The 21,451-nt window shown below is 69.8% G+C and carries 13 protein-coding genes and 1 tRNA gene; 3 read left to right on the top strand and 11 right to left on the bottom strand.

Annotation, left to right across the window (positions count from 1 at the left end):
• The first annotated feature begins 38 nt into the window (after window positions 1-38).
• Window positions 39-887 carry a DNA-formamidopyrimidine glycosylase family protein gene (locus SMA5143A_RS00075; RefSeq protein ID WP_107460753.1) on the top strand — a complete coding sequence of 283 codons (849 nt, stop codon included), beginning with the start codon at window positions 39-41 and terminating at the stop codon, window positions 885-887.
• Window positions 888-1,052: 165 nt separating this feature from the next.
• Entirely contained in the window at window positions 1,053-1,820 is a 768-nt protein-coding gene (locus SMA5143A_RS00070; RefSeq protein ID WP_107460752.1) for an SDR family NAD(P)-dependent oxidoreductase, read from the top strand.
• Window positions 1,821-2,503: 683 nt separating this feature from the next.
• On the opposite strand, the gene SMA5143A_RS00060 is transcribed toward SMA5143A_RS00070, so the two are convergent.
• From SMA5143A_RS00060 to SMA5143A_RS00020, 9 genes are all read right to left on the bottom strand, one after another.
• Window positions 2,504-2,974 (bottom strand): Dps family protein, encoded by a 471-nt coding sequence (locus SMA5143A_RS00060; RefSeq protein ID WP_107460750.1) that lies wholly within the window; start codon window positions 2,972-2,974, stop codon window positions 2,504-2,506.
• Between the two features lie 315 nt (window positions 2,975-3,289).
• Complete coding sequence (locus SMA5143A_RS00055) at window positions 3,290-3,667, bottom strand: helix-turn-helix domain-containing protein (protein ID WP_055511872.1); 378 nt, start codon at window positions 3,665-3,667, stop codon at window positions 3,290-3,292.
• Window positions 3,668-3,776: 109 nt separating this feature from the next.
• Window positions 3,777-4,322 carry a CinA family protein gene (locus SMA5143A_RS00050; RefSeq protein WP_107460749.1) on the bottom strand — a complete coding sequence of 182 codons (546 nt, stop codon included), beginning with the start codon at window positions 4,320-4,322 and terminating at the stop codon, window positions 3,777-3,779.
• Window positions 4,319-5,050, bottom strand: coding sequence for a CDP-diacylglycerol--glycerol-3-phosphate 3-phosphatidyltransferase (gene pgsA, locus SMA5143A_RS00045; RefSeq protein ID WP_107460748.1), 732 nt, complete (start codon window positions 5,048-5,050; stop codon window positions 4,319-4,321). The genes SMA5143A_RS00050 and pgsA overlap by 4 nt, the downstream gene beginning before the upstream one ends.
• Window positions 5,047-6,519 (bottom strand): 30S ribosomal protein S12 methylthiotransferase RimO, encoded by a 1,473-nt coding sequence (rimO, locus tag SMA5143A_RS00040; protein ID WP_055714358.1) that lies wholly within the window; start codon window positions 6,517-6,519, stop codon window positions 5,047-5,049. The genes pgsA and rimO overlap by 4 nt, the downstream gene beginning before the upstream one ends.
• A gap of 153 nt (window positions 6,520-6,672) precedes the next feature.
• Entirely contained in the window at window positions 6,673-7,539 is an 867-nt protein-coding gene (locus tag SMA5143A_RS00035) for a helix-turn-helix domain-containing protein (protein ID WP_107460747.1), read from the bottom strand.
• A 294-nt stretch (window positions 7,540-7,833) separates the two neighbouring features.
• Entirely contained in the window at window positions 7,834-10,551 is a 2,718-nt protein-coding gene (locus SMA5143A_RS00030; protein ID WP_258193174.1) for an FtsK/SpoIIIE family DNA translocase, read from the bottom strand.
• A 283-nt stretch (window positions 10,552-10,834) separates the two neighbouring features.
• On the bottom strand, window positions 10,835-11,518 hold the full coding sequence (locus tag SMA5143A_RS00025) for a response regulator (RefSeq protein ID WP_055538482.1): 684 nt from the start codon (window positions 11,516-11,518) through the stop codon (window positions 10,835-10,837).
• Window positions 11,519-11,814: 296 nt separating this feature from the next.
• Window positions 11,815-17,289 (bottom strand): HAMP domain-containing protein, encoded by a 5,475-nt coding sequence (locus tag SMA5143A_RS00020; protein WP_107460745.1) that lies wholly within the window; start codon window positions 17,287-17,289, stop codon window positions 11,815-11,817.
• A 396-nt stretch (window positions 17,290-17,685) separates the two neighbouring features.
• On the opposite strand from SMA5143A_RS00020, the gene SMA5143A_RS00015 reads away from it, so the two are divergent.
• Window positions 17,686-20,433 carry a SpoIIE family protein phosphatase gene (locus tag SMA5143A_RS00015; RefSeq protein WP_107460744.1) on the top strand — a complete coding sequence of 916 codons (2,748 nt, stop codon included), beginning with the start codon at window positions 17,686-17,688 and terminating at the stop codon, window positions 20,431-20,433.
• 64 nt (window positions 20,434-20,497) lie between these two features.
• Here the strand turns inward: SMA5143A_RS00015 and SMA5143A_RS00010 are convergent.
• Window positions 20,498-20,570, bottom strand: a tRNA-Thr gene (locus SMA5143A_RS00010).
• Window positions 20,571-20,666: 96 nt separating this feature from the next.
• On the bottom strand, window positions 20,667-21,329 hold the full coding sequence (locus SMA5143A_RS00005; RefSeq protein WP_107460743.1) for a DegT/DnrJ/EryC1/StrS family aminotransferase: 663 nt from the start codon (window positions 21,327-21,329) through the stop codon (window positions 20,667-20,669).
• Between the last annotated feature and the right edge of the window lie 122 nt (window positions 21,330-21,451).

The following is a 21,451-nucleotide window of genomic DNA, read 5'->3' as shown; positions in this document are numbered from 1 at the left end:
CAACGCCCCCACCCCCTCACTCATGCCACCCTTGACCCATGCCCGAAGGTGACACCGTCTGGCAGACGGCGAAACGGCTGCACGCCGCCCTCGCCGGCAAGGTGCTGTACCGCTCCGACCTCCGCGTGCCGAAGTACGCGACGGCCGACCTCACGGGCCGCACCGTCCTCGACGTCACCCCCCGGGGCAAGCACCTGCTGACCCGCATCGAGGGCGGTCTCACACTGCACTCGCACCTGCGGATGGACGGCTCCTGGAAGGTGTACGGAAACGCCGAACGCTGGACCGGCGGCCCGGCGCATCAGATCCGCGCGATCCTGGGCACCCTCGACCGCACGGCCGTCGGCTACCGCCTCCCCGTCCTGGAACTACTGCGCACCACCGACGAACACCGAGCCGTCGGCCACCTCGGCCCCGATCTGCTCGGCCCCGACTGGGACCCCGACCTGGCCCTCGCCAATCTCCAGAACGACCCCGCGCGCCCCCTCGGCGAGGCCCTCCTCGACCAGCGCAATCTCGCCGGCATCGGCAACGTCTACAAGAGCGAGCTCTGCTTCCTGCTCCGCGTCACCCCGTGGCTCCCCGTCGGCGCACTCCCGCAGGACCGCGCCGCCCTGCTTCCGGCCCTCGCCAAGAAGCTCCTCGAAGCCAACCGTGACCGCCCGATCCGCAGCACCACCGGTCTCCGCCTCCACGACCTGTTCGTGTACGGCCGCGCCCCACGCCCCTGTCTGCGCTGCAACACCCCCATCCGGGCCGGTGACCAGGGCGACGGCTCCCGCGAACGCCCCACCTACTGGTGCCCCACCTGCCAACAGGGCCCGGCCCCGGCCCCGGGCACCCCCAGAGCGACCCGCCCCCGCCCCCAGCGCCGTACCCCGAACTGACCACGCCTCCCGTCCCGCTCTCCGGCACCCTGCGGCTTACGGTTCACGGCTCGCGGCTCGCGGCTTGCGACTTGCGGCTCAGGGCTTGCGACTTGCGACTCACGGCTTGAGGCGTCACGGCCCCACTAATTGACGACCCGTCAGAAACACTCGTACGGTCACTGCATGCCCATCAAGGCGTACGACCTGTCCGGCCGCACCGCGTTCGTCACGGGAGCCGCTGGTGGCATCGGCCGCGCCTCGGCCGTCCTGCTCGCCGAGGCAGGGGCGACCGTGCACTGCGCGGACCTCGACGTGCGGGGCCTGCACGAGACGGCCACATTGATCAAGGAGACGGGCGGCATCGCCCACATCCACCAGGTCGACGTCACCGACCGCGCCCGGCTCACGCAGGCGGTGGCCGCCTGCGAGGGCGGCCTCCATGTGATGGCGGCGATCGCCGGGATCATGCACAGCAGCCCGGTGCTGGAGACTCGGGACGAGGACCTCGACCGGGTGTGGAGGGTCAACTTCAAGGGCGTGCTGTACGCGTGCCAGGAGGCGGCCCGCCACATGATCGCCAGCGGGACGCGGGGCAGCATCGTCACCATGGCCTCCGGCGCGGTGGACACCGGTGGGCCCGGGCTTCTCTGCTACGGCGTGACCAAGGCCGCCGTGGTCCAGCTGACGAAGACCCTGGCCACCGAGGTCGGCCCGCACGGCATCCGGGTCAACGCCGTGGCACCGGGGTGGACCCGTACCCCCATGACCGACCGCCACGACAGTGAGGCACAGGCACGGACCGAGTCGTTCATGGCCCGTCTGTCACCGCTGGGCCGGGTCGGCGACCCCGACGACATCGCGCACGCCGTACTGCATCTCGCCTCCGACGCCTCGTCATTCACCACGGGCCAGATCATCCGCCCGAACGGCGGCGTAGCCATGCCGTGGTGACCCCGAGAAGCCGCCCCCAAAGACGGTGTCACACCCCCCTGCGCGCGCGCTCCCTCTGAACCTGAGCGCCCCCAGCCAACGCCTCGCCCCGCTCCCCACGCCGTCCGCCCCGCACCTCTCCCCCGCATCCCTTCGGCACGCAATGCACGGGCAGGAGGCTCAGCCCCCACCCCCCGGCCACGACCGCCCCCTCCACCGCGCCGGCATCCGGCGCGACAGCGAGTCGCAGCACTCCCCACCACCACAGCGCACCGAGCCCCAGAGTCGCCCCCCAGCGCACTATCCGCATAGCCGCCACCTCCAGGCCTTCGGGCCTCACCAAAACGACGCTAGACGGCCCTCGACACGGCCGGGAGGGCGCACCACCGGCACAGGGACGCACGGCTCACTCACGGGGACGGCACCCACACGGCGCCCGACGCGCCCCACAGCCTCACACCGCTCTGGACACGCACCCGGCGCACCCACCGGCCGCATCGGAGCGCACCGTCCACCCACCGGCGCCCGCCCCAGTCGTAGCCTCGACCGCGGCGTCTCTCGTCACAGCGCCCCGAGCCGCAGCGCCCGACCCTGCGGAACCACACCGCACCCACCCGGCCCGACGCCCCCACCGCAGCCACAGCCACAGCCACAGCCACAGCCACAGCCACAGCCACAGCCACAGCCACAGCCACAGCCAGGTGCTATCCGTTCTCCGCCTGGAACATCCAGTGGTGTTTCTCGAGATCCGCCGTGATCTCGATGAAGATGTCCTGGCTCACCGGATCCGCCTCCGCGGTGCTCTCCACCCGCGTCCGCATTCGAGTGATCACCGCACCGAGCGCGTCCACCAGCGTCCCCACGGCGTCCGTGTCCTTGACCCAGCCGTCGGGCACCTTGCCGATGCCGCTGCTCCCGGCCACCGTCGGGGCCCGCCCGTCCGGCGAGACGCCGAGCGTGGCCGCTCGCTCGGCGACCGTGTCGGAGTGCAGTCGCGCGGTGTCCACGACCTCGTCGAGTTGCAGATGGACCGTGCGGAAGCGGGGTCCGACGACATTCCAGTGGATCTGCTTGGCCACGAGGGACAGGTCCACGAGATCGACCAGGGCGCCTTGCAGCGCCTCGGAGACGGTCTTGAGGTCGGCGTCGGACAGCGGGCTCTTGACGACGTACATCGGCGCGCTCCGGTTCTCGAGGGGACGTACGGACGTACGACCGGGCCGGCCCTACGCCCTTGACGACGGTGTGCGAACGCACGAACTCCTCGCGCGCACGCCCCCGAGCCCGCCCCTCCACCATGACCTCACACCCCCACCCGGGCAAACGGGAACCCCCACCGCCCGCCCCGCTCACCCCCACGCACAAGCCCCCACGCAAAAGCCCCGGCCGACACCCCCAGGTTTCCCTGGAGGCCCCGACCGGGGCTCCCATCGCGCTTCTCCTTCTACTTCAGCGGCGTGCGCCGAACCTCACGCATACACGTGCGGCTGTCACGCCGCCACGACGTCCACCGCTTCGGTGGGCGCCTTGATCGTGACCCGCTCCGGTGGCACACCGGCCACCGACACGGAGTTGAGCATGGGTCGACGCACTGGTGCTGGCACCGGCTCGGTGGCCGCTGCGGACTGGGCCAGCTCGGCAAGGGCGAGCTCGTCACTCACTTCCCGCATGAGCTCGGACATCCGTACGTCCAGCGCGTCGCAAATGGCGGAGAGCAGCTCGGAGGAAGCCTCCTTCTGCCCCCGCTCCACCTCGGAGAGATAGCCGAGTGAGACTCGGGCGGACGAGGAGACTTCGCGCAGAGTACGGCCCTGGCGCTGGCGCTGCCGACGCAGCACGTCACCCAGCAGGCGACGGAGCAGAATCATCGGTGGCTCCCTCCTCGGACCGTGTAGCCGCATCCTTCACGCCCCACCGTACCGCCTCGCGCTGCGGCCGTGCGGGGAGCGCTGTTGTGTTCACTCAGGGCTGCAAACATCAAGTCCCCCCGTTCTGTTCCGTATCCTGTGCCCGCTCATTCCCGGTCTGTTCGCCCACGAGCTCCTGGAGGAGGAGTCCGAGCACGCTCCGTACACTCTCCATACGAATTTCCGCCCGGCCGCCGTTCAACCTCAACGACGCCACTTTCCCGCCATCGAATGTGCCGGAATCCGCGCCGAGAGGTCCGGCGACAGCGACATGGACCGTGCCGACGGGCTGCCCGTCCTGCGGGTCGGGGCCCGCGACCCCGGTGGTCGAAATTCCCCAGTCGGCGCCGAGCGCCTTGCGGACACCGTCCGCCATCTGGGCCGCGACCTGCGGATCCACCGCTCCGCGCTGGTCCAGGAGGGTGGCGTCGACACCCAGCAACTGGTGCTTCACCTCGGTCGCGTACGCGGTGACCGAGCCCCGGAAGGCCTGGGAGGCGCCGGGGACGTCCGTGATCGCGGCCGCGACCAGACCGCCGGTGAGCGACTCGGCGACGGCGAGCGTCTCGCCCCTCACCTTCAGTAGTCGCAGCACGTCAGCGGCTGTGGACGTCACCGTTCCGCTCCCTCCGCCGCGGCCTGGCGCTCGGCGATTCCATGCCGGCGCAACACAATGGCCTGTCTCACATAGTCGAGTCCGGTGACCACGGTGAGAATGACCGCCACGGCCATCACCCAGAACCTCAGGGTGGCCAGCGGTCCCTCCAGTACCAGGACGTACATCCCGACGGCGGTGCCCTGGGCGAGGGTCTTCAGCTTGCCGCCGCGGCTCGCCGGGATCACCCCGTACCGGATGACGACGAAACGCAGCAGGGTGATGCCGAGTTCTCGGCCGAGGATGACCGCCGTCACCCACCAGGGCAGATCACCGAGGTAGGACAGGCAGATCAGCGCCGAGCCCATGATCGCCTTGTCGGCGATGGGGTCGGCGATCTTCCCGAAGTCGGTGACGAGGTTGTAGGTCCGGGCCAGATGACCGTCGAAGATGTCGGTGATCATGGCGACCGCGAAGGCGGCCCAGGCCCAGGCCCGCCACACGGGGTCGTACCCGCCGTCCATGAGCATCAGCATGACGAAGCCCGGGACAAGGACCAGGCGGACCATGGTCAGGATGTTCGCGATGTTCCAGAGGCTGGCCTGGTTGACCGCGGCAGCGCCGAGCTTCCCGCCCCGCACGGGCCTGGCGTCTCCGGGAGCGCTCGGGGCGCCGGGAGCGCCGGGGGCACTCGCGGCGCTCTTGGCACCGGGGGAGCCGCCCGCCGCGGATGCCGGGACACCCGTCATCTGGCCGCCTCCTCAGTACACGCGAGGGAGCCCGGAAGCGCCTCGGCCACCAGGTCGACGCCTTCGGTGCCGACCACCTTCGCGTCGACCATAAGGCCGACCGTCAGGTTCTCGCCGTTCGTGAACAGCACCTGGCCATCCGTCTCGGGCGCCTGGTGGGCGGCGCGGCCGTAGGCGCCCTCGTCGCCGTCGACCGACTCGACCAGGACGCGGACCGTCTGCCCGACGCGCTCCTCGGCGCGCTGGGAGACCAGTTCCTCGGCCAGCCGGGAGACGCGCGCGAGACGCTCGGCGACCACGTCCTCGTCGAGCTTGTTGTCATAGGTGGCCGCTTCGGTGCCCTCCTCGTCGGAGTATCCGAAGACACCGATGGCGTCCAGCCGCGCGCCGTTCAGGAAACGCTCCAGCTCCGCGAGGTCGGCCTCGGTCTCGCCGGGGAAGCCGACGATGAAGTTGGACCGGACACCGGCCTCGGGGGCCTTGCCGCGGATGGTGTCGAGCAGCTCCAGGAAGCGGTCGGTGTCACCGAAGCGGCGCATCGAGCGCAGCACGGCGGGCGCGGAGTGCTGGAAGGAGAGGTCGAAGTAGGGCACGACCTTGGGGGTCGAGGTGAGCACGTCGATCAGGCCGGGCCGCATCTCGGCGGGCTGGAGGTAGCTGACGCGCACCCGCTCGATGCCGTCGACCTCGGCGAGCTCGGGCAGCAGCGACTCCAGCAGCCGGATGTCGCCGAGGTCCTTGCCGTACGAGGTGTTGTTCTCGGAGACCAGCATGATCTCCTTGACGCCCTGCTCGGCGAGCCAGCGGGTCTCGTTGAGCACGTCCGAGGGGCGGCGGGAGATGAAGGAGCCGCGGAAGGACGGGATGGCGCAGAAGGAGCAGCGGCGGTCGCAGCCGGAGGCGAGCTTCACGGAGGCGACGGGCGAGCCGTCGAGCCGGCGGCGCAGTGGTGCGCGCGGGCCGGAGGCCGGGGCGAGTCCGTCCGGGAGATCGGCGGGGGCGTGCCCGGGGAGCGCGACCTCGGCCGCGGAGTCCTGGCGCTCGGCCGGGCTGATCGGCAGCAGCTTGCGGCGGTCGCGCGGGGTGTGCGAGGCGTGGACGCCGCCGCTCAGGATGGTCTGGAGGCGGTCGGAGATGTCCGCGTAGTCGTCGAAGCCGAGCACGCCGTCGGCCTCGGGCAGGGCCTCAGCGAGCTCCTTGCCGTACCGCTCGGCCATGCAGCCCACGGCCACGACGGCCTGGGTTCTGCCGTGGCCCTTGAGGTCGTTGGCCTCCAGGAGGGCGTCGACGGAGTCCTTCTTGGCGGCCTCGACGAAGCCACAGGTGTTGACGACCGCGACGTCCGCGTCCTCGGCGTCCTCGACGAGCTCCCAGCCGTCCGCCTCCAAACGGCCTGCGAGCTCCTCCGAGTCCACCTCGTTGCGGGCGCAGCCAAGAGTGACGAGTGCGACGGTACGGCGTTCAGGCATGGGCTCAAGACTACTTCGTCCCACTGACGGCCTACGTCGACGGGGTTGGCCGATCTTGGCCAACCCCGTGCGTACGTTTCCCTGTGCGTCTTCTGTGCGGGCCGCCCGCCCCTGGCCGGGGGCCTCACGGCCCCCGCACGGCGGACCTTCCGGTCAGCCGACCTCCGGGTCGCCCTTCGTGTACGTCAGGCGTTCGACCTGGCCGGGACGGAACTCGTCCTTGATCTTCTTGCCGTTGACGTAGAGCTGGACGGCCCCGGCGTCGCCGAGTACGAGGTCGATCTTGGAGCTGTCCTGGAAGGTCTTGGACTGGCCCTGCTGGAGGAGACCGTCCCACAGCAGCTGGCCGCTGTGGTCCTTGGCGGAGATCCAGCTGCGGCCGTTGGACGCGGTGACCCGGACGGTGACCTTGTCACGGGGAGCGGCCGCGATGGCGCTGTCGGACGGCTCCGGCTTGGGGTCGGCCTCGGGCTTGTCGGCCTTGGGCGTGGGTGAGGGGGACTTGCCGGCGGTCGGCGTGGACCCCTCGACGGCCTGGCTTGAGGTGTCGCCGTCCTGTCCGCCGTCGAACGCGGTGAAGCCGACGAAGCCGATCACCGCGACGATCGCGGCGACCATGGCGGCGGTCCAGTTGGGTCCGCGGCGCTCGGGGCGGATGCGTTCCGCCTCGAACAGGGGCGCCGCCGGGGTCGGTGCGGGACGCCCGCCGTGCGCCTCGTCGTACTGGGCGAGCAGCGGGGCGGGGTCGATGCGTACCGCGCGCGCGACGGAGCGGATGTGACCGCGCGCGTAGACGTCGCCGCCGCAAGGCGCGAAGTCGTCCCGCTCGATCGCGTGCACGATGGCGATGCGGACCCGGGTGGCGTTACTGACGTCGTCGACGGTCAGCCCGGCGTCGATGCGCGCCTGCCTGAGGGCATGGCCGATCGAGGGGCGTTCCGCCGCGCGTTCGTCTCGGTCGTATTCGAACGGACGCTCGTCTTCGGGGAAGTTGCCGTCAGGGGAGTTGCCGATGGACACGGGGGCGCCTTTCGAGCGTGTAGCCACCTGTGCTGGAGGTTCAGTCTAGGGGGGGTACGAAAGGGTGGGGCAACCGGGCGGTGGGTCTTTGTACGCCATCAGAATGGCCGGTCATCCTGCTGGTGGTGAGGGTCAGGCACGTGGCTTTCCCTTCCTCCAACTTGACGTACGCCGCAGGGAAACGGTTGCTCACCATTTCCTTACGGCTGGGTCACGTTCGAATACCCGGATGCCGTAGGTCCACCCGTGCTCCCGACGTGTTCCACCCGCCCGGAGGCCCTCCCGCGCGGCCCCCTACTCCCCAGTTTCCCCCCTGATCACCGCCAGCACTCCGTCCAGCTCGTCGGGTTTCACGAGAACGTCACGCGCCTTGGAGCCCTCGCTCGGTCCCACGACGCCCCGCGACTCCATGAGGTCCATCAGCCGTCCGGCCTTGGCGAAGCCGACGCGCAGCTTGCGCTGGAGCATGGAGGTCGAGCCGAACTGCGTGGAGACGACGAGTTCGGCCGCCTGGCACAGCAGGTCGAGGTCGTCGCCGATCTCCTCGTCGATCTCCTTCTTCTGCTTGGTGCCCACGGTGACGTCGTCGCGGAAGACGGGCGCCATCTGGTCCTTGCAGTGCTGGACGACCGCCGCGACCTCGTCCTCGGTCACGAACGCGCCCTGCATTCGGGTGGGTTTGTTCGCACCCATCGGGAGGAACAGCCCGTCACCCTTGCCGATGAGCTTCTCTGCGCCGGGCTGGTCGAGGATGACGCGCGAGTCGGCGAGCGACGAGGTGGCGAAGGCGAGCCGTGAGGGCACGTTGGCCTTGATGAGACCGGTGACGACGTCGACCGACGGCCGCTGCGTGGCGAGCACCAGGTGGATGCCGGCCGCTCGGGCGAGCTGTGTGATGCGGACGATCGCGTCCTCGACGTCCCTCGGCGCGACCATCATCAGGTCGGCCAGCTCGTCCACGATGACCAGCAGATACGGGTATGGCTGGAGCTCGCGCTCGCTGCCCTCGGGCAGCTTGACCTTGCCGTTCCTGATGGCCTCGTTGAAGTCGTCGATGTGCCGGTAGCCGAACGCCGCGAGGTCGTCGTAGCGCAGGTCCATCTCGCGCACGACCCACTGGAGCGCCTCGGCGGCCCGCTTGGGGTTGGTGATGATCGGCGTGATGAGGTGCGGGATGCCCTCGTACGCGGTGAGTTCGACGCGCTTGGGGTCGACGAGGACCATGCGCACGTCCTCGGGGGTCGCGCGGACCATGACCGACGTGATGAGGCAGTTGATGCACGACGATTTACCGGAGCCGGTCGCACCCGCGACGAGCACATGCGGCATCTTCGCCAGGTTGGCCATCACATAGCCGCCCTCGACGTCCTTGCCGAGCGCCACCAGCATCGGGTGGTCGTCCTCGGCCGCGTCCGCGAGGCGCAGGACGTCGCCGAGGTTGACCATCTCGCGGTCGGTGTTGGGGATCTCGATGCCCACCGCCGACTTGCCGGGGATCGGGCTGATGATCCGGACGTCCGGACTCGCGACGGCGTAGGCGATGTTCTTGGTCAGTGCGGTGATCCGCTCGACCTTCACGGCGGGGCCCAGCTCGACCTCGTAGCGCGTGACCGTCGGCCCGCGCGTGAAGCCGGTGACGGAGGCGTCGACCTTGAACTCGGTGAAGACGTTGGTGAGCGAGGCGACGACGGCATCGTTGGCGGCGCTGCGGGTCTTGCCGGGGCCGCCCCGCTCCAGCAGGTCGAGCGAGGGCAGCGCGTACGTGATGTCGCCGGAGAGCTGGAGCTGCTCGGCGCGCGCCGGCAGGTCACGCGGCTCGTCGGGGGCCTTCTTGGTGAGGTCCGGCACCAGGGCTTCCTGCTGCGGGGCCTTGGCCGTCCTGGCGGCCGGGGCTTCCTGCTTGGGCGTTCTGGTGCGCGCGGCGGGGACGGGGGTGGTGTCCTCGCGGTCCCCGGCGCTCACGCCATGGGTGAGGTCGGCGACCACCGGCGAGGGCGGCATCCCGTGGAGCACGGCCCCGTCGAGGGCTGCGGCGGCCGCGGCGGCGACGTCCACGGCGTCCATCGGCCGGTCGGGGTCGGGCTGGCGCACGGCGGAACGCCGGGGGCGGCGCCTGGAGAGGGCCTCCTGCTCGGCGCCGTCGGCGTCGTACTCCTGGGAGGCGGATCCGCCGCGGCGGGGGCGCGCGGGCAGTGCTTCACGCCACTGTTCGTCGTAGCGCGCGTCGTCGTCGCCGTACGCCTCGTCCACGTCGGCCGCGACGATGCCCAGCTTCTGCCCGAGGAGCCGCAGCCGCTGCGGGATCGCGTTGACCGGTGTCGCGGTGACGACGAGGAGCCCGAAGACGGTGAGCAGCACGAGCATGGCGACGGCGAGCGCCTCGCCCATGGTGTACGTCAGCGGGGTGGCCGTGCCCCAGCCGATGAGCCCGCCGGCGTCCCTTATGGGCTGCATTCCGGCGCTGCGGGCGGGCGAGCCGCAGGCGATGTGGACCTGTCCGAGCACACCGATGACGAGCGCCGACAGACCGATGACGATGCGGCCGTTGGCGTCGGGCTTCTCGGGATGCCGGATGAACCGTACGGCGATGATCGCGAGCAGTATCGGCACGAGCAGGTCGAGTCGGCCGAAGGCGCCGGTCACGAGCATCTCGACGAGGTCGCCGACAGGGCCGCGCAGATGGGACCAGGTGCCGGCGGCGACGATCAGCGCGAGGGCGAGCAGCAGCAGCGCGACGCCGTCCTTGCGGTGCGCCGGGTCGAGGTTCTTCGCGCCCTGCCCTATGCCGCGGAAGACGGCGCCGACGGCGTGCGCGGCACCGAGCCAGACGGCGCGTACGAGCCTGTACACGCCCCCGGTCGGATTGGGCGCCGGCTTCGGAGGGGCCGTCTTCTTCGCCGCCGCCTTCTTGGCGGCGGCTTTCTTCGCGGGGGCCTTCTTCGCCGGAGCCTTCGTCGGAGCGGCCGCCTTCTTCGCGGGCGACTTCTTCGCAGCGGACTGACGTGAGGCCATGAGTGTGAGGTTACCGGTGGAGGCCACAGCCGACACGTGTGCCTACTGCTTCACCCGTTCGTGTCGCGTGTCCGGCACCCCGAAGCTGACGGCCCCTGACGACCCCTCAGCACCGACGCCGTCAGGCACAGCCACCAAGACTCGGACACGAGCTGCCGAGGCCGTCAGAGCACGGCTGCCGCTGCCGTCCGGCACGGCCCTCACGCCGTCAGGGCACAACTGCGGCCGGGTCCCGGCCACTTACCGCGGCATGGACCCGTGCACTTCCCCGGCGGGACTCCGCTCAGTTCTGCGAGGGCACCGAGGCGGGTCCGCCCGTGCCCGGCTCCAGCGCGTCCAGCGCCCTGCGCAGCCCGGTGAGTTTCCGTTCGAGATGGGCCGCGGTGGCCACCGCCGCCGCGTCCGCCGAGTCGTCGTCGAGCTGCTTGGAGAGGGCCTCCGCCTGCTCCTCCACGGCCGCGAGGCGCGCGGAGAGTTCGGCGAGGATGCCGCCGGAGGGCTCCTTGGAGCCGCCCGCCGCGCCCTTGCCGCCGCCCTCCAACTGGAGTCGCAGCAGCGCCGCCTGCTCCCTGAGCTGGCAGTTCTTCATGTACAGCTCGACGAAGACGGAGACCTTCGCCCGCAGCACCCACGGGTCGAACGGCTTGGAGATGTAGTCGACCGCGCCCGCCGCGTACCCCCGGAAGGTGTGGTGCGGGCCGTGGTTGATGGCGGTGAGGAAGATGATCGGGATGTCCCGTGTCCGCTCACGCCGCTTGATGTGCGCGGCCGTCTCGAATCCGTCCATGCCCGGCATCTGGACGTCCAACAGAATGACCGCGAAGTCGTCCGTCAGCAGCGCCTTGAGCGCTTCCTCCCCGGACGATGCCCGCACCAGCGTCTGATCGAGCGCGGAGAGGATGGCCTCCAGCGCCAGCAGATTCTCCGGCCGGTCATCGACCAGGAGGATCTTGGCCTTCTGCACCATGGCCCGCCCTCCTCGCCCCGGCTTGGGGCCTCCCCTGTCCTCAGGATCCGAGGTGACACCGCCGGGTGTCACCTCAGGGGACGACTCCCTTGCGCCGCCCGTCCTTGTGCCGGTCATCGTAGCCGCACCCAGCCCGTCGCCACACCCTGTCACCGTGATGTCACTGTGCTCGTAGCAGAAACGCGGCGGGGGACCAGAAGGTTCCCCGAATCCCGCGTTTCTACACGGCCTCGGCCACACTCAGTCAGCAAGTGGGCTTTCCACTCATCCGGTTGTGACCGCACGCCTCCCGCCCGTCACTCGCTCCGCATCCATTGCTCCATCACCGCCAGCAGATGATCCGGATCGACCGGCTTGGTCACATAGTCGGATGCGCCCGAGTCGATCGCCTTCTCCCGGTCGCCCTTCATCGCCTTGGCCGTCAGCGCGATGATCGGCAGTCCGGCGAACTGCGGCATCCGGCGGATCGCCGTGGTCGTCGCGTACCCGTCCATCTCGGGCATCATGATGTCCATCAGGACGACTGTCACATCGTCGTGCTGCTCCAGGACCTCGATGCCCTCGCGGCCGTTCTCCGCGTACAGCACGGACAGGCCGTGCTGCTCCAGGACGCTGGTGAGCGCGAAGACGTTGCGGATGTCGTCGTCGACGATCAGCACCTTCTCGCCGTCGAACCGGGCGGCACGGCGCGCCTGTGGCGCCTCCTGCGCCCAGTGCTCCGGCGCCTGCCCGTTGCCCTGCCCGGGCATCCCGGACGACGGACCGGCCGGCACGGCCCTGCGGCGGCGCCTGAACAGCGCGGCGGCCCCGTTCTGCGTCTCCTGGTACGACTTCACCTCGGCCGGCGTCTCCGCGGGTTCGCTCAGCTCGGCCTCGGAGGCCAGCAGCTCCCCCGCTTCCAGCGAGGACGGGGTGTTGCTCGCGTAGCCCTGCGGAGGCAGTTCACTCGGGTGCAGCGGCAGGTAGAGGGTGAAGGTGGAGCCGCGTCCGGGCTCGCTCTGGGCGTGGATCTCGCCGCCCAACAGCCGGGCGATCTCCCGCGAGATCGACAGCCCCAGGCCCGTACCGCCGTACTTGCGGCTCGTGGTGCCGTCGGCCTGCTTGAACGCCTCGAAGATCACCCGCATCTTGCTGGCCGCGATACCGATGCCGGTGTCGGTCACCGAGAACGCGATCATGTCCGCGTCCGGGTCGCTCAGCGAGCCCGCCTCCAGCAGCTGCTCCCTGATGGCCACCGGCACATCCGCGCCGGCCGGCCGGATGACCAGCTCCACGGCCCCCGAGTCGGTGAACTTCACCGCGTTCGACAGAAGGTTGCGCAGCACCTGCAGCAGCCGCTGTTCGTCCGTGTGCAGCGTGGCCGGCAGCTCCGGCGAGACGCGCACGGAGAAGTCCAGGCCCTTCTCGGCGGTCAGCGGCCGGAAGGTGGCCTCCACGTAGTCGACGAGCTGGACGAGCGCGATCCGGGTCGGCGAGACGTCCATCTTGCCCGCCTCGACCTTCGACAGGTCCAGGATGTCGTTGATCAGCTGGAGCAGGTCGGAGCCCGCCCCGTGGATCGTCTCGGCGAACTCGACCTGCTTGGGCGTCAGGTTCGACTCGGCGTTGTCCGCGAGCAGCTTGGCGAGGATCAGCAGCGAGTTGAGCGGCGTACGCAGCTCGTGCGACATGTTCGCCAGGAACTCGCTCTTGTAGCGCATCGAGACGGCGAGCTGCTCGGCCCGCTCCTCCAGGACCTGCCGCGCCTCCTCGATCTCGGTGTTCTTGACCTCGATGTCGCGGTTCTGCCGGGCCAGCAGCTCGGCCTTCTCCTCCAGTTCGGCGTTGGACGCCTGGAGGGCCTTCTGCCGGTTCTCCAACTCGTCCGACCGCTCCCGCAGTTGCTCGGTCAGCTCCTGCGACTGCTTCAGCAGCACCTCCGTCTTGGTGTTGACGGAGATGGTGTTGACGCTCGTCGCGATCATCTCGGCGATCTGGTTGAGGAAGTCCTTCTGGATCTGCGTGAACGGCGTGAACGACGCCAGCTCGATCACACCGAGCACGGTCCCCTCGAAGAGCACCGGAAGCACGATGACCTGCGCCGGGGGCGCCTCACCGAGCCCGGAGGAGATCTTCAGATAACCGCTCGGCGCGTTCTCCACCAGGATGGTGCGCTTCTCCTGCGCGGCCGTGCCGACCAGCGCCTCCCCCGGCCCGAACGACGTCGGCATCGAGCCCATCGAGTAGCCGTACGAACCGAGCATCCGCAGCTCGTACTCGTCGTCGTTGTCCGGGCCCAGGTCCTTGCCGTCGACCAACGGCATCGCCAGGAAGAACGCCCCGTGCTGCGCGGAGACCACCGGAGTCAGCTCGCTCATGATCAGCGACGCCACGTCGTCCAGGTCCCGGCGGCCCTGCATCAGGGCGGAGATGCGGGCCAGATTGCCCTTGAGCCAGTCCTGCTCCTGGTTGGCGATCGTGGTGTCGCGCAGGTTGGCGATCATCTTGTTGATGTAGTCCTGCAACTCCTTGATCTCGCCCGACGCGTCCACGTCGATCTTGAGATTCAGGTCGCCCCGGGTCACCGCGGTGGCCACGCGCGCGATGGCGCGCACCTGCCGGGTGAGGTTCCCGGCCATCTCGTTCACCGACTCGGTGAGATCCCGCCAGGTGCCGTCGACGTCCCGCACCCGTGCCAGACCGCCCAGCTGCCCCTCGGTGCCCACCTCGCGGGCCACCCGGGTGACCTCCTCGGCGAAGGACGACAGCTGGTCGACCATCGTGTTGATGGTGGTCTTCAGCTCCAGGATCTCGCCGCGCGCGTCGATGTCGATCTTCTTGGTGAGATCACCCTTGGCGATGGCGGTCGTGACCATCGCGATGTTGCGGACCTGCCCGGTCAGGTTCGACGCCATCGAGTTCACGGACTCGGTGAGGTCCTTCCATGTACCCGCCACACCCGGTACGTGCGCCTGGCCGCCCAGGATGCCGTCCGTGCCCACCTCGCGGGCCACCTTGGTGACCTGGTCCGCGAAGGAGCTCAGCGTCTTGACCATGCTGTTGAAGGTGTCGGCGAGCTGCGCGACCTCTCCGCGCGCCTCGATCGTCACCGTGCGGGTGAGGTCGCCGTTGGCGACGGCCGCGGCCACCTGGGAGATGTTCCGCACCTGCATGGTCAGGTTCTTGGCCATCAGGTTCACATTGCCGCTGAGGTCCTTCCAGATGCCGGTGACGCCCGGCACGTGCGCCTGGCCCCCGAGGATGCCCTCGGTGCCCACCTCACGGGCCACCCGGGTCACCTGCTCGGCGAAGGACGACAGCTGGTCGACCATCGTGTTCACCGTGGTGACGAGCTCGAGGATCTCGCCCTTGGCGTCCACGGTGATCTTCTTCGACAGGTCGCCCTTGGCGACCGCGGTCGTGACCTCGGCGATCTGGCGCACCTGGATGGTCAGGTTGTTCGCCATGAAGTTCACCGACTGGGTGAGGTCCTTCCAGGTGCCGGAGACGCCCTGCACCTCGGCCTGACCGCCGAGCTGGCCCTCCGTGCCCACCTCACGGGCGACCCTGGTGACCTCCTCCGCGAACGACGACAGCTGGTCCACCATCGTGTTCAGCGTGTTCTTCAGCTCCAGGATCTCGCCGCGCGCGTCCACGGTGATCTTCTGGGAGAGGTCACCGCGGGCGACCGCCGTGGCGACCTGCGCGATGTTGCGGACCTGTCCGGTCAGGTTGCCGGCCATGCCGTTCACGGACTCGGTGAGGTCGCGCCACACACCGGCGACACCCGGCACGTGCGCCTGACCGCCGAGGCGGCCCTCCGTGCCCACGTCACGGGCCACCCTGGTCACCTGGTCGGCGAAGGACGACAGCTGGTCCACCATCGTGTTGATGGTGTTCTTCAGCTCCAGGATCTCGCCGCGCGCGTCGACGTCGATCTTCTGCGAGAGGTCACCTCGGGCGACCGCCGTCGTCACCTGGGCGATGTTGCGCACCTGGGAGGTGAGGTTGCCGGCCATCGAGTTGACGGAGTCGGTGAGCTCCTTCCAGGTGCCCGACACACCGTCCACGCGCGCCTGGCCGCCGAGGCGGCCCTCCGTGCCCACGTCGCGGGCCATGCGGGTCACCTGGTCGGCGAACGACGACAGCTGGTCCACCATCGTGTTCACGGTGTTCTTCAGTTCGAGCATCTCGCCCGCGACATCGACGGTGACCTTCTGCGAAAGGTCGCCGTTGGCCACGGCCGTGGTGACCGCCGCGATGTTCCTCACCTGTCCGGTGAGATTCCGGAACGCCGTGTTGACGGAGTCCGTGAGGTCCTTCCACGTACCGGCCGCGCCCGGCACCTTCGCCTGACCGCCGAGACGCCCCTCGGCACCCACCTCGTTGGCCACGCGGGTGACCTCGGCACCGAAGTAGGACAGCTGGTCGACCATCCCGTTGACGGTGTTCTTCAGCTCCAGCATCTCGCCGGCCACGTCGACGGTGACCTTCTGCGAGAGGTCGCCGTTGGCCACGGCGGTGGTCACGGCCGCGATGTCCCGCACCTGGATCGTGAGGTTCCGGAAGACCGTGTTCACCGAATCGGTGAGGTCCTTCCACGTACCCGCCGCACCCGGCACCTGCGCCTGACCGCCGAGACGCCCCTCGGCACCCACCTCGTTCGCCACACGGGTGACCTCGTCGGCGAAGATCCGCAGCGTCTCGGTCATCTGGTTGATCGTCTCGGCGAGCTTGGCGACCTCACCACGTGCCGGGACCGTCACCTTCTGCGACAGATCACCATTGGCGACGGCGGTGGTGACCTGGGCGATCCCCCGCACCTGCGCCGTCAGATTGCCGGCCATGGTGTTCACCGAATCGGTGAGTTCTTTCCACACCCCGGCCACACCGGGCACCTCGGCCTGACCGCCGAGCTGGCCCTCCGTGCCCACCTCACGGGCGACTCGCGTCACCTCTGAGGAGAACGCGGACAGCTGGTCGACCATCGTGTTGACGGTCTCCTTCAGCTCCAGCATCTCGCCGGCGACATGAACCGTGACCTTCCGGGACAGATCACCCTTGGCGACCGCGGTCGTCACCAGCGCGATGTCCCTCACCTGCGCGGTGAGCCGGTACGCCATCGTGTTGACGGACTCGGTCAGGTCCTTCCACGAACCGGACATCCCACGCACCCGGGCCTGTCCGCCCAGCTTGCCCTCGGTGCCCACCTCGCTGGCCACACGCGTGACCTCGTCGGTGAACGTCGACAGCTGGTCGACCAGGTTGTTGACGGTCCGCCCGACCTTCAGGAACTCCCCTCGCAGCGGATGCCCGCTCCCGTCCGGGGCGTGCGTCCGCAGCTCCATCCGCGGCGACAGGTCACCCTCGGCGACGGCCGACAACACCCGGCTGACCTCGGAGACCGGCCGCACGAGATCGTCGACCAGGGCGTTCGACGCATCGATCGCGGCCGCCCAGGACCCCTCGGTCGCGCCCGTCTCCAGCCGCTCGGTGAGCTTCCCCTCACGGCCGACCATCCGCCGCACCCGCGACAACTCACCGGTCAGATGCAGATTGCGGTCCGCCACCTCGTTGAACACGGCAGCGATCTCGGCCATGACACCGTCACCCGAGACGGTGAGCCGCTTGCGGAAGTTGCCGTCCCGCATGGCCTCCAGCGCCGTCAACAGCCGATCCAGGGCAGCCGTGTCCACGGTGGTGGTCCCGCCTCGCGGTTTGCGCTGCTTGTTCAGGGACTGTCCGCCTTTCGCGCGCGCCTTAGTGCCTCGCGTCGCTGCGCCAGACTCCACTGTGTCCCTCCCGCAAGGGTCGACCGTTCCTGCTGGACGTACTGCGCCCCACTGGGCCGCTTCGCACTGCTCGTACCACTCGTACTACTTCGTACGCGGGTACGTCTGATCGGTGAGTCGGACACCACTCCCCGGTACACCTGGCAGAACGCGGTCCGACCCGGCCTTCTCCTGGAATCCTGCCCAGTGTTTCACCATGGCTGAACCAGGCCATAACAGTTCGGCAGCTTCGCACACGGTCCGCACACCTCCGGGCGGAAACACAGACGACCGGCATCCGCATGGACGGCGAAGGTAAGTAACCTTGCATGCGGCTGTCCAGCCATGCCGGTCCCGTCCGGCCTGGGCGGTGGCGCACGAGCACGAGCGGGCAGGCATCGGAGGGGCGGCCGCACCATGACCACCGGACTGCATCCTGGGGAGGCCCCCCAGGAACCCAGGCCGACGGATGATCAGCCTCTGCCTCGGCAGGAGGTCGGTCGTGGGTCCTCGCACGACGAGAACCGGACAAGGAGTTCTGTGATCACCGCGCGCGCGGCCGCCAGTTTCGACCCCGTCTCGCGATCCGTCGCGACGGCCCGCTCGTTCGTCCGCGACACCCTCCAGGGCTGGGGTTTCGCCGACATCGTCGACGACGCCGTGGTCCTCACCAGCGAACTGGTCACCAACGCGGTCGTCCACGCGGGCACCTCCGCCGACGTGCTGTGCCTGCGCTCGGAGGACGGGGTCCGCATCGAGGTCGCCGACAGATACCCCGAGCGTGAGATCCCCCTCCAGTCCAGCCCCGTCAACATGGGCAGCCCCGACCGCGAGGGAGGCCGCGGCCTCCAGCTGTGCGCGGCGATGGCCGGCCGCTGGGGCGTCGAGTACACCCCCACCCACAAGCAGGTCTGGTTCCAACTCGTCCTCCCCGACCGCCCCGTGGGCACCCGCACAGCGGGCCCTTCCCTCCCCGCCGACCTGCTGCCCCTGGCCGACGGCCGGGTCCGCGTCGCCGTCGTCCAGATCGACCGCACGGGCGCGATCAACGCGTGGAACGAGGACGCCGAGGAACTGTTCGGCTACGCCCCGGACCAGGTCATCGGCAAGCCGCTCACCGACCTCGCCGCCTGGCCGCACACCCCCGGCACCAGCACCGGGGTCGCGGAGGCCCTGCAACTCTCCCGCTGGGAGGGCAGTTACGGCATCCGCGACGCGGGCGGCCGGGTGATCCCCGTGTACGCCTCCCACCTCCGGGTCCGCGACACGGCCGGCGAACCGTCCACGGTCTGCCTTCTCGTCCGGGACCACGAGCGCGCCGTCCTGCAGACCCCGATCCGCGTCCCCACCGGCGATTCGAGCGGCTCCGGCGAGGGGGGCCAGGCCACGGACCCCTTCGAGGTCTTCATCGGCTCCCCCGCCCCGGACGACCTCGACGGCCTCCTGCAGCGCACGGTGGAGCGCGCCCGCGACATGCTCGACGGGGACTCCGCGTTCCTGCTCCTCGCCACCGACGACGAGACCGAGCTGGAGGTACGGGCCTCCACCGGCCTTCCCTCGGCCCGCCAGCGCTTCGCACGCGTCCCCGTGGAGGCCGGCCCCGGCCGCTACGGCTCGGCCCGCATGCCGGCCGTCCATGACGATCTCGCGGCCGTCCCCGGCGCGGTCCCCCTGCTCAGCGGCACGGGCATGCGCTCGGTCGTCACGGTCCCGCTGAAGGTCGAGGGCCGCCTCACGGGTTCCCTCGGCGTCGCCGCGGAGGCCGCGAGCCGCTATTCCAACGAGGAGGCCCTGCGCCTCCAGTTCGCCGCCGACCGCATCGCTCTCGCCGTCGAGTCGGCACGCCTGGGTGAGCTGGAGCGGCTGCGCCGCGGCTCCCTGTCGTTCCTCGTCGAGGCCTCCGACCTCCTCGCGGGCACCCTGGACCGCGACCAGACCCTGGCTCTGATGGCCCAGATGACGATCCCGACCCTCGCCACCTGGTGCGCGGTGTACACGATCGCCGACCAGGCCTCCGACCCGTACCTCTCGTACGTGCTCCACGAGGACGAGGACCTCATCGACGGCCTCAAGGCCCTCCTGTCCAAGATCGCGCCGCCCGAGCCGATCCCGACTCCGGGCGCCCGCGTCTGGACGGCCCCCGCGGAAGCGGCCCACCGCGCGGCGCTGCGCACCTCGATGCGCAGCCTGGGCCTCGGCGAGCCCGCCACGGTCAGCTCGGGCATCGGCACGACTCTGGCGACGGCCTCGGCGGTGGGCGGGGAGACGGTCGTCCTGCCCCTGGTGGCCCGTAACCGCGTCATCGGCATGCTCACGCTCGGCAAGCCGACGGACGAGCACTTCCGCCAGGAGATCCTGGAGCTCGCGGAGGACCTGTCCCGCAGGGCCGCCCTGGCCCTGGACAACGCCCGCCTGTACTCGGAGCGCATGGCCATCAGCCAGTCCCTCCAGCGCAGCCTCCTCCCGCCGGAGCTTCCGGACATCGAGGGCGTCGAGGTCGAGGTCATCTACCGCGCGGCCGGCGAGGGCAACGAGGTGGGCGGCGACTTCTACGACCTCTTCCCGATCCGCGACGGCGCGTACGGCTTCGCCATCGGCGATGTCTGCGGTACGGGCCCGGAGGCCGCCGCGGTGACCGGCCTGGCCCGTCACGCCCTGCGCCTGCTGGCCCGCGAGGGTTACGGCGGCCCGGCCGTACTGGAGCGCTTGAACTCCGCCATCATCGACGAGGGCGCCCGCAGTCGTTTCCTGACCCTCCTGTACGGCGAGTTGTGGCCTCAGGAGGACGGCAGCGCCGTCCTGAAGGTCGTCTGTGCCGGGCACCCGCTGCCGCTCCGCCTGCGCCAGGACGGCACGGTGGAGCCGGCCGCCGAACCGCAGCCCCTCCTCGGTGTCATGGAGGATCTGGAGCTGTACGAGCAGACGGTCACCCTCGATCCCGGTGACGTGCTCCTCTGTGTCACGGACGGCGTCACCGAACGCCGTGAGGGCACCCGCATGTTGGGCGACGACGGCCTGACGGAGGTCCTCACGACCTGTACGGGTCTCACGGCCGGCGCTGTGGCGGCCCGTGTGATGCGCGCGGTCGAGCGCTTCGCGTCGGACGCCCCGTCGGACGACATGGCCATCCTCGCGATGCGTGTTCCGGGCCTGCACAAGGACTGAGCGGGCGACGATCGGAAAAGGGCATGAGAAAGGCCCCGCCCGGATGGGCGGGGCCTTTTGGCTGAGCCCCCAAACGGAATCGAACCGTTGACCTTCTCCTTACCATGGAGACGCTCTGCCGACTGAGCTATAGGGGCTTGTCGCTTTCGAGGTTTCCCTCGCGGCAACGGAATAGATCATACCCCGAACAGAGCCGTGCTCCCAAACCAAGCTTGTGCACGTGACGACCGTTCTCAGAACGCCGGCTGCAGCAGCCCGCCGAGCGCGTTGCAGGCGGACACCAGCCGGTGCAGTTCGCGCCGCGACATGTCTCCGCCGATGGGCAGCGCGAGCGTCTCGTCGGCGGCTCGTTCGGTCTCGGGGAGACATATGTCCCGCCGGAACTCCGGCATGCGGTGCACCGGCGTCTTCACCGGCACGCTGCATGCAACTCCCTTGGCCTTGACGGCCCGTGCGAACGCGTCCCGATCCGGCCGCCCGTTGCCCGGCACCCGTACGACGTACTGCTGGAAGGTGTGCCCGTCGCATCCGACCGGGGCCCGTACGCCTTTCAGTTTGGTGCTGAGGTACGCGGCGCGTTCCCTGCGCACTCCGACCTCGCTGTACGGCGCCTCGGACTCCCCTTGTTCCAGCACCAACAGGCCGTGCCGTTGCCCTATTTGGTGCAGTGCCGCGATGTCCGCCGACCGGCCGAAGCGGTGCACGGCGACGACCGCCACGGTCCGCGTGGTCACCGCGGCCTCCACGGCCGCCGCGTCCAGGCAGTACGACAGCGGGTCTATGTCCGCGAAGACCGGCACTGCCCCTGTCAGGCTCACGGCCTGGGCGACCTCGGGGTTCCCGAACGCCGGCACGACCACCTCGTCACCGACGCCGACACCTGCGGCCTTGAGCATTCCAACGGTACCCATAGCGCGGATCCTCGTCGCGCAATGTGAACGCGAAGTGACGCACAACAAAAAAGAGCTGGTCCCCGAACCGAAATTCGGGGACCAGCTCTATCAATGATTGTTCGGCA

This window comes from Streptomyces sp. MA5143a (assembly GCF_900290235.1).
In the GTDB taxonomy this organism is placed as follows: Bacteria; Actinomycetota; Actinomycetes; order Streptomycetales; family Streptomycetaceae; genus Streptomyces.
The sequence above is the reverse complement of the archived record's forward strand: the minus strand, read 5'-3'. Positions and strand labels throughout refer to the sequence as shown.